The organism is Paraburkholderia sp. BL6669N2 (assembly GCF_003387275.1).
Classification (GTDB): domain Bacteria; phylum Pseudomonadota; class Gammaproteobacteria; order Burkholderiales; family Burkholderiaceae; genus Paraburkholderia.
Genome location: NZ_QUNA01000001.1, coordinates 2852005 through 2867683, shown reverse-complemented (window position 1 = coordinate 2867683; position 15679 = coordinate 2852005). Strand labels below are relative to the sequence as shown.

General features: G+C 63.7%; 16 protein-coding genes and 1 riboswitch. Of the genes, 5 read left to right on the top strand and 11 right to left on the bottom strand.

The genetic code is table 11. From position 1 onward, the window contains the following. Positions 1-23: 23 nt before the first annotated feature. From ybeY to B0G80_RS12955, 4 genes are all read right to left on the bottom strand, one after another. On the bottom strand, positions 24-485 hold the full coding sequence (ybeY, locus tag B0G80_RS12970) for an rRNA maturation RNase YbeY (RefSeq protein WP_116118259.1): 462 nt from the start codon (positions 483-485) through the stop codon (positions 24-26). A 48-nt stretch (positions 486-533) separates the two neighbouring features. After that, on the bottom strand, positions 534-1607 hold the full coding sequence (locus B0G80_RS12965; RefSeq protein WP_116118258.1) for a PhoH family protein: 1074 nt from the start codon (positions 1605-1607) through the stop codon (positions 534-536). A gap of 59 nt (positions 1608-1666) precedes the next feature. Beyond that, on the bottom strand, positions 1667-3040 hold the full coding sequence (gene miaB / locus B0G80_RS12960; protein ID WP_116118257.1) for a tRNA (N6-isopentenyl adenosine(37)-C2)-methylthiotransferase MiaB: 1374 nt from the start codon (positions 3038-3040) through the stop codon (positions 1667-1669). Positions 3041-3191: 151 nt separating this feature from the next. Then, positions 3192-4175, bottom strand: a complete 984-nt coding sequence (locus B0G80_RS12955; RefSeq protein WP_116118256.1) for a LysR family transcriptional regulator — start codon at positions 4173-4175, stop codon at positions 3192-3194. 109 nt (positions 4176-4284) lie between these two features. On the opposite strand from B0G80_RS12955, the gene B0G80_RS12950 reads away from it, so the two are divergent. The 4 genes from B0G80_RS12950 to ribB all read left to right on the top strand — a co-directional run bounded on the left by B0G80_RS12950 (position 4285) and on the right by ribB (position 7914). Next, a complete protein-coding gene (locus B0G80_RS12950) occupies positions 4285-4683 on the top strand; it encodes a VOC family protein (protein WP_116118255.1) in 399 nt (132 codons plus the stop codon). Between the two features lie 16 nt (positions 4684-4699). Continuing rightward, on the top strand, positions 4700-5866 hold the full coding sequence (locus B0G80_RS12945) for an MFS transporter (RefSeq protein WP_116118254.1): 1167 nt from the start codon (positions 4700-4702) through the stop codon (positions 5864-5866). A 187-nt stretch (positions 5867-6053) separates the two neighbouring features. Further along, the gene (locus tag B0G80_RS12940) at positions 6054-6743 is read left to right on the top strand and encodes a helix-turn-helix domain-containing protein (protein ID WP_116118253.1); all 690 of its coding nucleotides are present in this window, start codon (positions 6054-6056) and stop codon (positions 6741-6743) included. Positions 6744-6864: 121 nt separating this feature from the next. Further along, positions 6865-7047, top strand: a riboswitch (FMN riboswitch). A 147-nt stretch (positions 7048-7194) separates the two neighbouring features. Beyond that, positions 7195-7914 carry a 3,4-dihydroxy-2-butanone-4-phosphate synthase gene (ribB, locus tag B0G80_RS12935; protein ID WP_116118252.1) on the top strand — a complete coding sequence of 240 codons (720 nt, stop codon included), beginning with the start codon at positions 7195-7197 and terminating at the stop codon, positions 7912-7914. A gap of 104 nt (positions 7915-8018) precedes the next feature. On the opposite strand, the gene B0G80_RS12930 is transcribed toward ribB, so the two are convergent. The 4 genes from B0G80_RS12930 to glpD form a co-directional block, all read right to left on the bottom strand. Then, entirely contained in the window at positions 8019-8705 is a 687-nt protein-coding gene (locus B0G80_RS12930) for an HAD family hydrolase (RefSeq protein ID WP_106284043.1), read from the bottom strand. Positions 8706-8882: 177 nt separating this feature from the next. Beyond that, positions 8883-9596: an MIP/aquaporin family protein gene (locus tag B0G80_RS12925; protein ID WP_116118251.1), complete on the bottom strand. Its 714-nt coding sequence runs from the start codon at positions 9594-9596 to the stop codon at positions 8883-8885. Positions 9597-9690: 94 nt separating this feature from the next. Next, complete coding sequence (glpK, locus tag B0G80_RS12920; protein WP_106284045.1) at positions 9691-11190, bottom strand: glycerol kinase GlpK; 1500 nt, start codon at positions 11188-11190, stop codon at positions 9691-9693. A 176-nt stretch (positions 11191-11366) separates the two neighbouring features. Further along, entirely contained in the window at positions 11367-12896 is a 1530-nt protein-coding gene (gene glpD, locus B0G80_RS12915; RefSeq protein WP_116118250.1) for a glycerol-3-phosphate dehydrogenase, read from the bottom strand. Positions 12897-13097: 201 nt separating this feature from the next. Here glpD and B0G80_RS12910 point away from each other — a divergent pair, with 201 nt between their 5' ends. Beyond that, positions 13098-13472: a hypothetical protein gene (locus tag B0G80_RS12910; protein ID WP_116118249.1), complete on the top strand. Its 375-nt coding sequence runs from the start codon at positions 13098-13100 to the stop codon at positions 13470-13472. 74 nt (positions 13473-13546) lie between these two features. On the opposite strand, the gene B0G80_RS12905 is transcribed toward B0G80_RS12910, so the two are convergent. The 3 genes from B0G80_RS12905 to B0G80_RS12895 form a co-directional block, all read right to left on the bottom strand. Further along, positions 13547-14176 (bottom strand): TetR/AcrR family transcriptional regulator, encoded by a 630-nt coding sequence (locus tag B0G80_RS12905; RefSeq protein WP_116118248.1) that lies wholly within the window; start codon positions 14174-14176, stop codon positions 13547-13549. A gap of 208 nt (positions 14177-14384) precedes the next feature. Further along, positions 14385-14582, bottom strand: coding sequence for a hypothetical protein (locus B0G80_RS12900; protein WP_166679045.1), 198 nt, complete (start codon positions 14580-14582; stop codon positions 14385-14387). 305 nt (positions 14583-14887) lie between these two features. Further along, positions 14888-15667 carry a DeoR/GlpR family DNA-binding transcription regulator gene (locus B0G80_RS12895; RefSeq protein WP_116118247.1) on the bottom strand — a complete coding sequence of 260 codons (780 nt, stop codon included), beginning with the start codon at positions 15665-15667 and terminating at the stop codon, positions 14888-14890. Positions 15668-15679 lie beyond the last annotated feature (12 nt).

The following is a 15679-nucleotide window of genomic DNA, read 5'->3' as shown; positions in this document are numbered from 1 at the left end:
GGCGACGCGCGGGTGATCGACGCCTACCGGTACGGATCGGGAAAGCCGAGCTTGCCGAGGATTTCCGTTTCGATGGCTTCCATTTCCTCGGCTTCTTCCTCGACTTCGTGGTCGTAGCCCTGGGCGTGGAGCGTGCCGTGCACGAGCAGATGCGCGTAATGCGCGATGAGCGGTTTGCCCTGTTCGGCGGCTTCTTTCTCGACCACCGGACAGCACAGGATCAGGTCGCCCGTCACGGGATCGTCTTCCGATTCGGCGTAGGCGAAGGTCAGCACGTTGGTCGAATAATCCTTGCCGCGATAGGTGCGGTTCAGCGTGCGGCCTTCTTCGGCATCGACGAAACGCACCGTCAGTTCGCCGTCCGCGAACAGCGCCGCCTTGATCCAGCCGGCCACGGTGGCGCGCGGCAGCAGCGCCTTGTGTTCCGGCCAGGTCCTGGCGGCGGGGAATTGCAGATTCAACGTCAGTTTCGGGGCGCGGCTCATGCGGTATCGTTTTAATGCTTTCGTTGCGTTCTTTATAGCTGCGGGCGCTCAGCGCGAATCCGCCGGACTGGCGGTTTTCTGCGAATGCGCATCGTACGCCTCCACAATTCGCGCGACCAGCGGATGCCGCACCACGTCCGCGCTGGTAAAGCGTGTCAGCGCGATGCCGCGCACGTCGGCCAGCACCTGCTGCGCTTCGATCAGCCCGCTCTTGTGGCCGCGCGGCAAGTCGACCTGAGTCGTGTCGCCGGTGACCACCGCTTTCGAGCCGAAGCCGATCCGCGTGAGGAACATCTTCATCTGTTCGGGCGTGGTGTTCTGCGCCTCGTCGAGGATGATAAACGCGTGATTCAGCGTGCGGCCGCGCATGTAGGCGAGCGGCGCGATTTCGATCATTTGCCGCTCGAACATCTTGGCGGTCTTGTCGAAGCCGAGCAGATCGTACAGCGCGTCGTACAAAGGACGCAGATACGGATCGACCTTTTGCGCCAGATCGCCCGGCAGGAAGCCGAGACGCTCGCCCGCTTCGACAGCCGGACGCGTCAGCACGATGCGTTTGACCTGATCGCGTTCGAGCGCGTCCACCGCGCAAGCCACCGCGAGATAGGTCTTGCCGGTGCCGGCCGGGCCGATGCCGAAGGTCACGTCGTGCGAGATGATCTGCTTCAGATACTCGCGCTGCGCCGGCGTGCGGCCGCGCAGGTCAGCGCGCCGCGTGTACAGCTTCGGGCCGAGTTCTTCGAGGTCGTCGTCGCCGGCGTCGGCGGGCTCGTCGAATGGATGATCCGGATTGCCGGGGAAACGCGGGTCTAGCGCTTCCGTGCCATGGCCGTTGCCGTTCGTGCGACGCCGTGCCGGCTGACGCACTTCAACGAGCGCGAGCTGGATATCGTCGACCGACAGTGGCTTCTGCGAGTTGTCGTAGAACTTTTCGAGCGCGGTGAGCGCGAGTTTCGCGCCACGCCCGCGAATCGTGATGCGGTGGCCACGGCGTTGCAGCGTTACGTCGAGCGCCTGCTCGATCTGGCGCAGATTCTCGTCGAGCGGGCCGCAGAGGTTGGCGAGCCGCGCGTTGTCTTCGCGCGGTGCGGTGAATTCCAGATGCTGCTGAGTGGTCTTCAAGGCGGTAGGTCGATCCTGTCGGTTTCGATACGCGGGTTGGCGGCGCGGGTTTGCGTCGCTTAGTGGGTCGTGGCCGGGGCGTCGTCATGAACCAGCACGAGCTCGCCACGTAGCGAATGTGGGTACGCTTTGACGATTTTCACGTCGACCATCTGGCCGATCAGCCTGGCGTGCGACGCGACCGGCGCTGGGAAATTCACCACGCGGTTGTTCTCGGTGCGGCCGGCGAGTTCGTTCGGATCCTTGCGGGCCGGGCGCTCGACCAGTATGCGCTCGATCTTGCCGACCATCGAATCGCTGATGCGCTGCACGTTTTCCTCGATGGTGGCCTGCAAATGTTGCAGACGCCTGAGCTTCACTTCGCGCGGCGTGTCGTCGTGCAGATTCGCGGCCGGCGTGCCGGGACGCGGACTGTAGATGAACGAGAAGCTGGTGTCGTACTTCATCTCGTGCACGAGCGCCATCATCTTGTCGAAGTCTTCTTCCGTCTCGCCGGGGAAGCCGACGATCATGTCCGTGGAGAGCGACAGGTCGGGGCGGATCGCGCGCAGCTTGCGGATCACGGACTTGTATTCGAGCACCGTGTAGCCGCGCTTCATGGCCATCAGGATGCGGTCCGAGCCGTGCTGCACCGGCAAATGCAGATGGCTGACGAGCTTCGGCACTTTCGCGTAGGTGTCGATCAGGCGCTGCGTGAATTCCTTCGGATGCGACGTGGTGTAGCGAATCCGTTCGATGCCCGGAATATCCGCGACGTATTCGATCAACTGGGCGAAGTCGGCGATTTCTGTCGAACCCAGTGTGAGACCGGCGCGGTACGCGTTCACGTTCTGGCCGAGCAGCGTGACTTCGCGTACGCCCTGGTCGGCGAGGCCGGCGATTTCGGTCAGCACGTCATCCAGCGGACGCGACACTTCTTCGCCGCGCGTGTACGGCACGACGCAATAGCTGCAGTACTTGCTGCAACCTTCCATGATCGACACGAACGCGCTCGGGCCGTCGACGCGCGCCGGCGGCAGATGATCGAACTTTTCGATTTCCGGGAACGAGATGTCCACTTGCGCGCGGCCGCTTTCACGGCGCTTGTCGATCATTTGCGGCAGACGGTGCAGTGTTTGCGGGCCGAACACCAGATCGACGTATGGCGCGCGCGACACGATTGCCGCGCCTTCCTGGCTCGCCACGCAGCCGCCCACACCGATGATCAGATTGGGATTCGCTTCCTTCAACTCGCGCACGCGGCCGAGGTCGGAGAATACTTTTTCCTGCGCCTTTTCGCGCACCGAGCACGTGTTGAACAGAATGACGTCCGCGTCTTCCGGCGTGTCGGTCTTGACGAGGCCCTCAGCCGCGCCGAGTACGTCGACCATCTTGTCGGAGTCGTACTCGTTCATCTGGCAGCCAAAGGTCTTTACATAAACTTTCTTGGTCATTGAATTTCGCCGGTCGCAGTGGTTAACCTGGGGGCATCGTTTAAAAAGGTGAACAGGGCGAAACGTGCGAGCGGGCCGCGGGGCGGCGCTGATTTACCGTCATGGGCCGCCGTGGGCAGCTTTCGGGGCACGTTTGCAGCGTAGCTCATTATTATAGCCCTTCGCGCGATGCGGTTTCCCCGGCCGCCTCGCTGTGCGCACGCTCCGGCGGCAAGCCCAGCAGGCCTTCCAGTTCGTCCGACACCTGCGCGAAACGCTCGCTCAGAAAATCCAGCAACACGCGCACGCGCGGCGCCATGAAGCGGTTGCGATGGTAGAGCGCGTGCAGCGGCGCGTCCGGATAACGCCATTCCGGCAGCAGGATCTTCAGGCCGTCGGCGCGCAGGTCGGCTTCCACGTCCCACATCGACTTGATCGCGATGCCGTAACCGCGCAGCGCCCATTCGCGGGCGACCGCGCCGTCGTTGGTTTCGCGGGCGGTTTCGAACGGCACGGTGTAGTGCTGCACCTCGTCGCCGCGCGTGAAGCGCCACTCGTTCGCGAGCCCAGCGGCGGTGGCCAGCACGATGCAGTCGAAATTGGCCAGATCGTGCGGATCCTTCGGCTCGCCCTTGCGCGCGATGTAGTCCGGCGACGCGCACAGCACGCGCCGGTTCGGCGCCAGCTTGCGGGCGACCAGCGAACTGTCCTGGGGCACGCCGAAGCGGATCGCCAGATCAATGTCCTCCTGCACCAGATTCGCCAGCGAGTCCGACAGCGTCAGCGCGAAGGTCACTTCCGGATACAGCGCGTTGAATTCGTCGAGCCAGTGCATCAGCAGATTGCGGCCGAAGTCCGAGGTCGCCGACACCCGCACCTTGCCGCGCACGACACCTTGACCGGCTTGCAGGGCCGCTTCGGCGTCGTCGAGCGATTGCAGCGCCTGACGGCAGCAGTTCAGGTACAGGCGGCCTTCGTCCGTGAGCCTGAGTTGACGGGTGGTGCGCTCGAACAGGCGCGCTTTGAGGCCGGCTTCGAGCTTGGCAAGGCGCGCGCTGGCGGCGGCGGGCGTCAGTCCCAGCTTGCGGCCCGCGGCCGACAGGCTGCCCTGCTGCGCCGCTTCAACGAACAGGCGAATGTCACCGAGGTTGTCCATGAGGAATCTTTCAAATGAGATTTGAAAATGCTTCAAATGCTACGCCAATTATCAAATTGACACGCAGCCCCGACAATGCGCTCATGGAAAACCCTGGGGCCGACACGCCATGCAACTCGATCACGCGACCATCGTCACTGCCGACCTCGACACGGCCCGACGTTTTTTCGTCGACGTCGCCGGGCTGACCGAAGGCGCCCGGCCGCCGTTTTCGATTGATGGCTACTGGCTGTACGCGAACGGCCGGCCGCTGATTCACCTGATCGGCGCGACAGCGCCCGCCGCGGGTGGCAGGACGGCGCCGCGCATCGACCACATCGCCTTCCGGCTGGAGAGCGCCGCCGAATGGCAGGCGCTGCTTGGCCGCCTGCATGCGCACGGCGTCGACTTTCAAACCGCGCGCGTGCCGCAGATGGGACCGCAAGAGGCACAGGCGCAAATGTTCGTGGCGCTCGCGCCAGGCGTCGTCGTCGAATTCGTGACCGCGCTGCATCACGCTCAAATTTAGAACCTGGAGAAGAGAAATGCCCATTCCATTACTCGCGCTGGCGATCAGCGCATTCGCAATCGGCACGACGGAGTTCGTGATCATGGGCTTGCTGCCCGAGGTCGCGCACGATCTGGCGGTGTCGATTCCGTCGGCGGGATTGCTGGTGAGCGGCTACGCGCTCGGCGTCGCGGTCGGCGCGCCGCTGCTCGCGGTGGTGACCAGCAAGATGCCGCGCAAGCTGGCGTTGCAGTTGCTGATGGGCGTGTTCATCGTCGGCAATACGCTGTGCGCGGTCGCGTCCAGCTATTCCGTGCTGATGATCGCGCGCGTGGTGACGTCGTTCGCGCATGGTTCGTTCTTCGGCATCGGCGCGGTGGTGGCGGCTTCACTCGTGCCGGCCGAAAAGCGCGCCAGCGCGATTGCGCTCATGTTCACCGGCCTGACGCTCGCGAACGTGCTCGGCGTGCCGTTCGGCACGTTCGTCGGCCAGGAATTCGGCTGGCGCGCGGCGTTCTGGATTGTCAGCGCGTTCGGCGTGCTGTCGCTTGCGGGCGTGACGGCGCTGGTGCCGAATCGTCATGACGCCGGCCCGGTCGGCCTCGGTCACGAAGTGCGCGTGTTGAAGGATCCGCAAGTCTGGACCGCGCTCGCGATGACGGTGCTCGGCTTCGGCGGCGTGTTCGTCGTGTTCACCTATATCGCGCCGATTCTCGAGCAGGTGAGCGGCTTCTCGCCGCGCGGCGTGACGCTGATCCTGGTGCTGTTCGGCGTGGGTCTGACGATCGGTAATACGATCGGCGGCAAGCTGGCGGACCGTGCGCTGATGCCGTCGCTGATGGGTATTCTGGTGGCGCTCGCGGTGGTGATGGCGATCTTCGCGCGCACCAGCCATTCGCAAGTGGCCGCGGCGATCACGATCTTCGTATGGGGCATTGCCGCGTTCGCCACGGTGCCGCCGTTGCAGACGCGCGTAGTCGAGAAAGCGGCCGCGGCGCCGAATCTGGCTTCGACGCTGAATATCGGTGCGTTCAACGTCGGCAATGCGGGCGGCGCGTGGCTCGGCGGCCTGGTGATCAATCACGGCCATTCGCTCGATACCTTGCCGTGGGTGGCGGCAGCGGTCAGCGTGGCGGCGTTGCTGCTGACGTGGTTCGCGGCGCGCATGGATGCGCCGGCGACGACGGTGGCGCAGCGGGCGTGAGCGTGCTTGAGTCCGCGAATCGCCGCACCCGCGCCCTTATGAATAATTCGCACAAGCATTGCGGAAAACGTCCTCCGCAATGCTGATAACAGTGTGAAGATAACTTCGTTGGGCGTGGCGCGGCGCGATGCTATCTTGCTTCCACTAACCGTTTGCCCGCCGTCCGGCGGCGCTCCTGGAGGCAATCATGCATTCCCCGCTTGCGCTGGTTCGTGATCCCACGGCTGACACCGATACGTCGCCGCGTGCCGCTGAACCCTTCGATGCACTTGAACATCTGGTCGGCGTGAATCTCGCCCGTTTGCGCGCCGAGCGGCAACTGTCGCTCGACGCTTTGGCTCGCGCGTCCGGCGTCTCTCGCGCCATGCTCGCGCAGATCGAGTCGGCGCGCAGCGTGCCGTCCATCAAGGTGCTGTGCAAAGTGGCGGCGGCGTTGAAGGTGTCGGTGGCGGCTTTCTTGCGGCGTCACGCGACCAACGGCTTCGAGCATTTGCCGGCGGAGCGTTCGTCGCGTGTCGTCAGTTCGAACGGACGCTATTCGGCCCGGCCGCTTTATCCCGACGCCGAGCCGACCGCCGCCGAGTTTCACGAATTACGTATCGCGCCGCTGCACACCGAAGCCGGCACGCGCCGCGCGCCTGGCACCACGGTGAATCTGGTGGTGAGCGAAGGCACGCTGGAAGTCAGCCTCCATGATCAACGCCAGTTGCTGGCCACGGGCGACGCGATCGTGTTCGACGCCGACCAGCCGCATAGCCTGCGCAATCCTGGCGACACGGAAGCGCGCGCGTTTCGCGTGACGTTGAAAGCGGAGACGCCGCCGCGCTGGGATGTTCAAGCGCACCACGAACCGGCCCGCGAGGCCGCGCCGGTTTGATCATCGGTATCGTGAGGGACGGATGTGCTCCGAGTCGGAGATCTCCGTCTGACGAGTAGGGTTGCGCTGCAGGTGCGGCGCGACTGCTGTATGCTTTGCCAGCCGGTCGATCCGGCAATCAGTGCGTCTTCAGGGCGGGGCGAAATTCCCCACCGGCGGTATGCCGGCAACGCGAAAGCGTGAGCCGGTGAGCCCGCGAGCGCCCACGTCGTACGGTCTTCTGAACGGAAAGACTGAAGTGGGGTCAGCAGATCTGGTGAGAAGCCAGAGCCGACGGTTAGAGTCCGGATGGAAGAAGATGTGCAGATAGTCATGTTCGTTTCCGTGGCGCCGCTTGCAGGTCGAGGCGGTGCGCGAGCGTCGCTTTGCGCGGCGTTCAACGGCGCGTCTTTGTCTGTTTGCAATGCCCTGAAACGTTTCTCGCCCAACTTTTGCGATGAGCGTTTCAATCATGACCTTTGCTACTTTCCCTGCTCCGTCGACGATTGCGGATAGCGCATTCCTCGACCTCCCGCTGCTCGCCACCGAAGCCGTTCCGCCGCGTATCGCCGCCGCCTTGCAAGCCATGCGCGATGGCCGCGCCGTCGTTCTGCAAGACGACCACGACCGTGAGAACGAGGCCGATCTGATCGTGTCCGCCGAGCGTCTGTCCGTCGAAACCATGGCGTTGCTGATCCGCGAATGCAGCGGCATCGTTTGCCTGTGTTTGCCCGACGAGAAGATCCGCGCGCTCGAACTGCCGCCCATGTCCGTCAACAACGAAAGCCGTCACGGCACCGCGTTCACGGTCTCGATCGAAGCACGCGACGGCGTGACTACCGGAGTCTCCGCGCTCGATCGCGTGACGACCATTCGCGCCGCGATCGCCGACACGGCGAAGCCCGCCGATATTGTGCGTCCTGGTCACGTGTTCCCGCTGCGTGCGCAACCCGGCGGCGTGCTGGCTCGCCGAGGCCACACGGAAGGCACGGTCGACCTCGCGATTCTCGCGGGTCTGAAGCCGGCCGGCGTGCTGTGCGAACTGATGAACCCGGACGGCACGATGACGCGCGGTGCAGACGTGGAGCGCTTCGCCGCGCAACACAATCTGCCGATGCTGACCATCGCCGAGCTGGTGGAGTTTCGTCAGGCGCTGGCGCAGGCGCGCGAATGCGTGGCTGACGAGGTGTGACTCGTGCGCGCGCATGAGGTGATGCGCGCATTCGCTCCCGCTCCCGCGTAGATGCAAAAAAGCCGGCAAGCTTGAATTGCCGGCTTTTCCAATTGCCGCCAGTGCTACGACTGCACGTCGCCGAACTCGCCGCGTACGCCGGCTTCGACCAGCGCGGGCAACTCATCCATATGCTGCATGATCCGCGTCATGCCCATCTTGCGCAGCGCGTCCGCGTAGCCATCGGGAATATGGCTCGCGCCGACGAAAGCGATCGTCTTCATGCCCGCCGCGCGCGCGGCATTCAAACCCGCCACGCTGTCTTCCACCACCACACATCGCGACGGTTCCACGCCCAGCGTTTTCGCGGCGAACAGATACACGTCGGGATAGGGCTTCGGCCGCGCCACCTGTTCCGCGCTGAAAATGCGTTCGCCGAAAATCTGCTGCAAACCCGCGCGCCTCACCGACGCGTTCACGCGCGCCATCCGGCTGTTCGACACGACGGCCGCCGGCAACGTGACGCGTTGCAAGGCGTCGCGCACGCCGTTGATCGGGCTCAGCGAAGCCGCGAGTTCGAGCTCGACGTTGTGTTCGATGGTGTCGAAAAAATTCGCGGGCAGCGTGATATCGAACGACTTCTCGATGCCTTCGAGAAAGCGCGACGTTTGCTGACCGAAGGCCGTCTTGACGATGGGTTCGAAGTCGAGGCCGGGAAACGTGGCGGTCAGCGTTTCGAGCATCACGCGGTCAGCGATGATTTCGCTGTCGACGAGGACGCCGTCGCAGTCACAAATGAGGTGGTCGATCATGCCTGAAAACGGAAAGCGAAGCGCATGGGCAAGGCAATTGCAAGCGCATGCGCGGTAAGTGAAAGCGTCATGATACGTGCTTTGGCGGCGCCTGAGCGGCGCCGCTGCTTTCCGTGACGTCTTTGCTCAGGCGCACCGTGATGCACGCCTGAGTGAGCCCTACCTACGCCGCGCGGATCAATGCACGTGCAGATACAGATACAGACACGCCGCCGCCGCGCCGCCGAGCAACGGGCCGCAAACCGGAATCCACGCATAGTGCCAGTCGCTGTCACGCTTGCCCGGAATCGGCAGCAGCGCGTGCATCAAACGCGGCGACAGATCGCGAGCGGGACTCATCGCGTAACCGGTCGGGCCGCCGAGCGAGATGCCGATGCCGAGAACCAGCAGGCCGACCGGCAGCGCGTCGAGCGCACCGAGACCGACTTGCGGCGAAGCCAGATACAGCACGCCCAGGATCAGCACGAATGTGGCGATCATTTCGGTGAGCAGGTTGTGCGGCACGCTGCGAATCGCGGGCGAGGTGCAGAACACGCCGAGCTTCACGTCGGCGTCGGCTTCTTTGGCGAAGTGCTGGCGATACGCCATCCACACCAGCAGCGCGCCGGCCATGCCGCCGAGCATTTGCGCCGCGATATAGCCGGGCACTTTGGCCCAGGCGAATTTGCCCGCCAGCGCGAGGCTGATGGTCACGACGGGATTCAGGTGAGCGCCGCTGAACGACGCAGTGACGTAGACGGCGATGAACACGGCCATCGCCCAGCCCATGACGATCACGATCAGGTCCGCGCCTTTGCCTTTGGTGCGCGCGAGCAGCACGTTGGCGACGGCGCCGTCGCCGAGCAGCACCACGAGTGCTGTGCCGATGAATTCAGCAATGTAAGGAGACATCGTTGGGTATCCGAAATATAGTTATGAGGGAAGCCGCGGGATAAGCGGCTGCCTTATTGTCGATATCGTTGAAGGAAGGTGTTGGAAGATGCGCTCAGGGCGTATCGGCCCAGGCCTTCGCGGCGCGAATCGCGCGCTGCCAGCCGTCGAGACATTGCTTGACCTCGGCGTGCGGCAAGGCAGGCGTGAAGCGGCGATCGAGCTTCCACTGGCTTTGCAGTTCGTCGACGTCTTTCCAGTAACCCACCGCGAGTCCGGCGAGATATGCCGCGCCCAATGCGGTCGTTTCCGCCACCTTCGGGCGCACCGCGTCGACGCCGAGAATGTCCGCCTGGAACTGCATCAGCAGATTGTTCGCGCAGGCGCCGCCGTCCACCCGCAATTCGCCGATGCGAATGCCGGAGTCGGCTTCCATCGCTTTCAAAACATCGAGCGATTGGTAGGCGATCGAATCGAGCGCGGCGCGCGCAATATGCGCGGAGGACGTGCCGCGCGTCACGCCGAACAGCGTGCCGCGAGCACGCGCGTTCCAATGCGGCGCGCCGAGGCCGGCGAAGGCGGGCACCAGATACACGCCGTCGGAGTGGGACACGCTGCGCGCCAGCGTTTCGATCTCAGCGGCATTCTTGATGATGCCGAGGCCGTCGCGCAGCCATTGCACCACGGCGCCGCCAATGAAGATGCTGCCTTCGAGCGCGTAATTGATCTGATCGCCGATCTGCCACGCAATCGTGGTGACGAGATTGTTCTTCGATTCGATCGGCTTGTCGCCGGTGTTCATCACGAGGAAGCAGCCGGTGCCGTAGGTGTTCTTCACCATGCCCGACTCCGTGCACATCTGGCCGAAGAGGGCGGCGTGCTGATCGCCGGCGATGCCCGCGAGCGGAATCTTCGAAGCGAACACCGTGGTCTTGGTCGGCCCGTACACTTCCGACGAAGGCCGCACTTCCGGCAGCATGCTGCGCGGAATGTCGAGCGCTTCGAGCAGTTCGTCGTCCCACTTCAGCGAATGGATGTTGAAGAGCATCGTGCGCGATGCGTTGGTGACGTCGGTGACGTGCAGGCCGCCTTTGGTGAAATTCCACACGAGCCAGCTGTCGACGGTGCCGAACGCGAGGCGGCCCTGTTTGGCCTTTTCGCGCGCGCCTTCGACGTTGTCGAGTATCCAGCGGATCTTGGTCGCCGAGAAGTACGAGTCGATCGGCAGGCCGGTTTTGGCGCGGACTTTTTCTTCGAGCCCTTGCTCTTTGAGTTGGTCGCAGAAGTCGGCGGTGCGGCGGTCTTGCCAGACGATCGCGTTATAGATCGGATGGCCGGTTTCGCGATCCCACACAATGGTGGTTTCGCGCTGATTGGTGATGCCGATCGCGGCGATCGAAGTGCCGTTCATGCCGGCACGCGTCACGGCTTCGGCGGCGACGCCCGCCTGGGTCGACCAGATTTCCTGCGGGTCGTGTTCGACCCAGCCCGGACGCGGATAGATCTGCTGGAATTCCTTTTGCGCGATCGACACGATATTGCCGAGCCGGTCGAACAGCATCGCGCGCGAGCTGGTGGTGCCTTGGTCAAGCGCGAGGATGTACTGGTCCTGCATTGTCTCTTCTCCATGCGTTTTATGAATCGCCGGACGGATAGCCGGCGACGGGAACGGCTTCTAGTTTTGCGCGGGCAGCAACACGTGCGATGATGCGGCCCCGCGTGGTCCAGCCGAGGGGTGAATCGATGCGGTTGTTTTTTACTGCGGCGAGCGCGCCGCGTGGCGATGTCTGACTATGCGCTCTGTCGCTCGGGCTCGCGAGCGAACCACGCATCGATATCGCGTGTGATCGAATCGAGCGTGCCGGGTTCGACGTGCAAGCCGAGTTTCGAGCGGCGCCACAGCACGTCCTGGGCGCTGCGCGCCCATTCGGTGTCGCGCAGGTATGTCAGTTCCGCTTCGTAAAGGCCCGGCGCGAAGGCGCGGCCGAGATCGGCCACGGAACGCGCATTGCCGACCACATGCTTGACGCGCGTGCCGTAAGCGCGGGCGAGGCGATGCGCCAGATCGGCCGGCAGCCATGCATGCTGCTGCTTGAATTCGTTCAGAAAGCGCTCGAAGTTGGCGTTCGGAATGTCGCCGCCGGGCAAAGGTGCGCCGGCCGTCCACGAAGCCGCGCCGTGGCGCAGCGCTTGCGCGAGTTTGTCGACGGCTTCTTCCGCCAGTTTGCGGAAGGTGGTGATCTTGCCGCCGAACACCGACAGCAGCGGCGCTTCACCGGCGGGAGCGTCGAGTTCGAGCGAGTAGTCGCGCGTGACCGCGGACGGATTGTCCGCACCTTCTTCCTCGAGCAGCGGACGCACGCCCGAATACGTCCAGCGCACGTCGGCCGGCGAAATCTTCTGTTTGAAGTAGCGGTTGATCGAGTCGCACAGGTACTGCGTTTCGTCGGCGTTGATCGCCACTTGCGACGGGTCGCCGCGATATTCGAGGTCCGTCGTGCCGATCAGCGTGTAGTCGTGTTCGTACGGAATCGCGAAGATGATGCGCTTGTCCGGATTCTGGAAGATGTACGCGTGATCGTGATCGAACAGGCGCCGCGTAACGATGTGGCTGCCTTTCACGAGCCGCACGCTGTGCGACGCGGCGCGGCCTAGCGCGCCTTGCAGCAGTTCGCCGACCCACGGGCCCGCGGCGTTCGCAATCGAGGCGGCGCGCACGTCCAGAATCGTGCCGTCCGCGCGTTTGAGTTGTGCGCGCCATTCACCGCCCGCACGCACGGCGCTCAGCAGCTTCGTGCGCGTAAGAATTTTTGCGCCGTGCTCCTGCGCATCCAATGCGTTCAGCACGACGAGGCGCGCGTCGTTGACCCAGCCGTCCGAATACACAAAGCCGCGCTTGATCGAATCGACCAGCGGCGCGCCCGCCGGATGATTGCGCATCACGATGCCACGCGAGCCGGGCAGGAGTTCGCGTTTGGCCAGATGGTCGTACAGGAAGAGGCCGGCGCGGATCAGCCAGGCCGGGCGCAGATCGGGCATGTGCGGCATCACGAAGCGCAGCGGCCACATGATGTGCGGCGCGGCGCGCAGCAGTGTCTCGCGCTCCTGCAGCGCTTTGCGCACCAGGCCGAACTCGCGATATTCCAGATAGCGCAGGCCGCCGTGAATCAGCTTCGTGCTGGCCGACGACGTATGCGCCGCCAGATCGTCCTGTTCGCAGAGCAGCACCGACAGGCCGCGGCCCGCCGCATCGCGCGCGATGCCTGCACCGTTGATCCCGCCGCCCACGACGAGCAAATCGTATCTCGAGCCTTGCGTCACCTGCTGTGTCCCCTGCGTCGTATCCGGAAAACTGTTTGGAAAATCTATCGAACCGATAGTGTTCGTTTTCGAACTCTAATGAACATATTCGAAAAAGTAAAGTTCGGTTTGTTTAGGCGCCCCTCTAACGGTTGTCCGGATAGTGGCGCAACGCGCGGCCACGGACGATACTCTCGGCAGCAGCCATTTCGAGGTGAATTCATGCGTGGACTTTTGATGATCGGCGCCGCTACGCTTCTCGCGGGGTGCGTCAGCTCGCCGAGCCTGAGCGGAACGAGGGGCGCGCCGTCGTTCGCGTCGTTGCAGCAGATGTGCAGTCCCCAAACGGTCGACTACGGCAACGACGCGCAAGGCGTCTACGCGGCGATGTTCGACGCGTACGTGGCGAACCGCAGCGGCAAGCTGTCGAAAGAGGATTTCTGCGCGTTCCAGACGTCGATCGCGCAGCATTACACGAGCCAGGGCGCGAGCACCGATCCGCAGGTGCGTAACCAGTGGGTGACGTTCTTCACCGAACAGCGGGCCAAGGCGTTGAGCTGGCGCGCGGCCGTCGATCCGACGTTGCGCAACGGTTAGGCCCAAGCGCGAGCGCCGTCGTTCGGCTCGCTTGTCGCCATTCGTGAACCGATCTGTTTCGCGCGCAGTGAGCGCTAGGCGCGTTGCGGCTGTGCGCCGCGCCACAGCATGCGGCGAATTTGCGCGAACACGGCTTCGCGAGTCGGCGCATTGCCGGCGCCGGGAGGTTGCTGCGCCTGAGGCAAAGGCATCTGATTAGCCAGCGTCAGCATGGTGAAGCCGTGGAGGCTCGCCCAGTACGCGTAACCGATCAGTTGCGGATCGCCTTCCAGAATGCCCGCGGCGACGAGCTGCTCGAAGTGCTCGCCGAGCATGCGCCACGCGCGCTGCGAGGCGGCGGCAAGTTCCGGATAGACGCTGGCCTTCTGAGCCAGATCGAACATCAGCCGATAGGCGTGCGGTTCGTCGAGTGCGAACGCCACGTAGGCTTCGCTCACCGCCGAGTGATCCGTCTCCGGGGCAGTCTTCGCGGCCGCTTCGAGGCGCGCCGCGAAACGGTTGAATGCCGCGGCGCGCACCATCGCGAGAATCTCCTCCTTGTCGCGGAAGTAGCGGTAGGGCGTCATGGCGCTGCAACCCAGCTCTCTCGCCAGCTCGCGCATCGTCACGCCCGCCGCGCCACGCGTCGCGAACGCATTCTCGGCCACGCGCCGCATGGCCTCGCGGAATTGCTGGATGTCGTCGGGGGAGAGCGTTTTGGGCATGCGCGAGGGCAGAAAGTCCGTCGCGTCAATTTACTGTGTAAATGATTTGGGCACAACAAAACGGACGCCGGGCGGCGTCCTGTGTTTCACGCGAAGAGAAAGATTTCAAAGTAGCAAGGGCGAGTGCGATGAAGCGCGGCGCGTGCGCCGTCCCGGCGGCGGACGTGAACCGCTCGTCCGGCCGCAAGACGCAATGAAACCCGCAAAACTAGGAAAGACGCTTGATGGCTCGCAATGCGCTATCGCCGATTTCAGTCACGCGCCATTGTTCGTTGCCCGACGCGAGCCGTTCGAGTTGCACCAACTGGCGTTCCAGAAGGGCGTCGAGTTCTTCTCGCTCCATGTCGACCTGGTTCGGAGCATCCTTGACGAGCAACAACGTGGCGAATTCATGCGGACTTAGCATCGTTCTCTCCATGTCAAGCAAACGCGGACGGCCTTGCCGGCGACTGGCTCTTGCCAGTGAAGTCCGCAAAGGATCAGGCGGGAGGTACGGCTCTAACGAAAGTTTTATGCAACGGCGCTACGCAGAATGCGGAAAAGTACGCCGGGAACTGGAGTGTAGTCATCCGCACGTTAAACACCAAATACGCCCCAGTAAATTTTCCCTTTGACAATTGGGTGCATGGGAGGCGGTTGGGAGCCGCGGTCAGATCCTTGATTTCACTCGAAGTTTCGCGTGCGCTGCAACATGGCGAAAAACGCCTGGCATCAGCCGGCGATATACACCTGGCAGTTGGCGGCCGCGAGCGTCTCGGTCATCTCGGCGGGTGGTGCGATGTCCGTGAACAACGCGTCGATCTGATCGAGATGGCCTTGGCGAACCAGAGCGGGGCGCCCGAATTTGGAGTTGTCGGCGGCGAGAAAAACGGTGCGCGCATGCTGGATGATCGCTTCGGCGACGCGCACTTCGCGCGTGTCGAAATCGCGCAGTGTGCCATCCGTTTCGATGCTCGACGTGCCGATGATCGCGAAGTCGACCTTGAACTGGCGGATGAAATCGATCGCCAGTTCGCCGACGATCCCCTTGTCCCACGGCCGCACGATGCCGCCCGTCACCAGCACCTCGCAGTCCGGATAGCCGCTCATCATGCTGGCGACGTTCAGGTTGTTGGTGATCACGCGCAGGCCGCGGTGGCGATTGAGTGCGCGCGCCACTTCTTCGGTGGTGGTGCCGAGGTTGATGAAGAGCGACGCCTGATCGGGAATGTGAGTGGCCACTAACGCCGCGATGCGCCGTTTCTCGTCGTGAAACATGCGCTGACGCGCCGTGTACGAGACGTTTTCGGAGCTGGTCGGCAGACTCGCGCCGCCGTGATAACGGCGCAGCAGGTTCATGTCGGCGAGCCAGTTGACGTCGCGGCGGATCGTCTGCGGTGTCACGTCGAAGTGGGCCGCGAGGTCGTCCACGGTCACGAAGCCGTCGCGTTGCACCCACTCCAGCAGTTCCTGTTGCCGGGCATTGAGAGTCAGGCGGGGGTCTCGGGTCATGTGTCTCGGTTC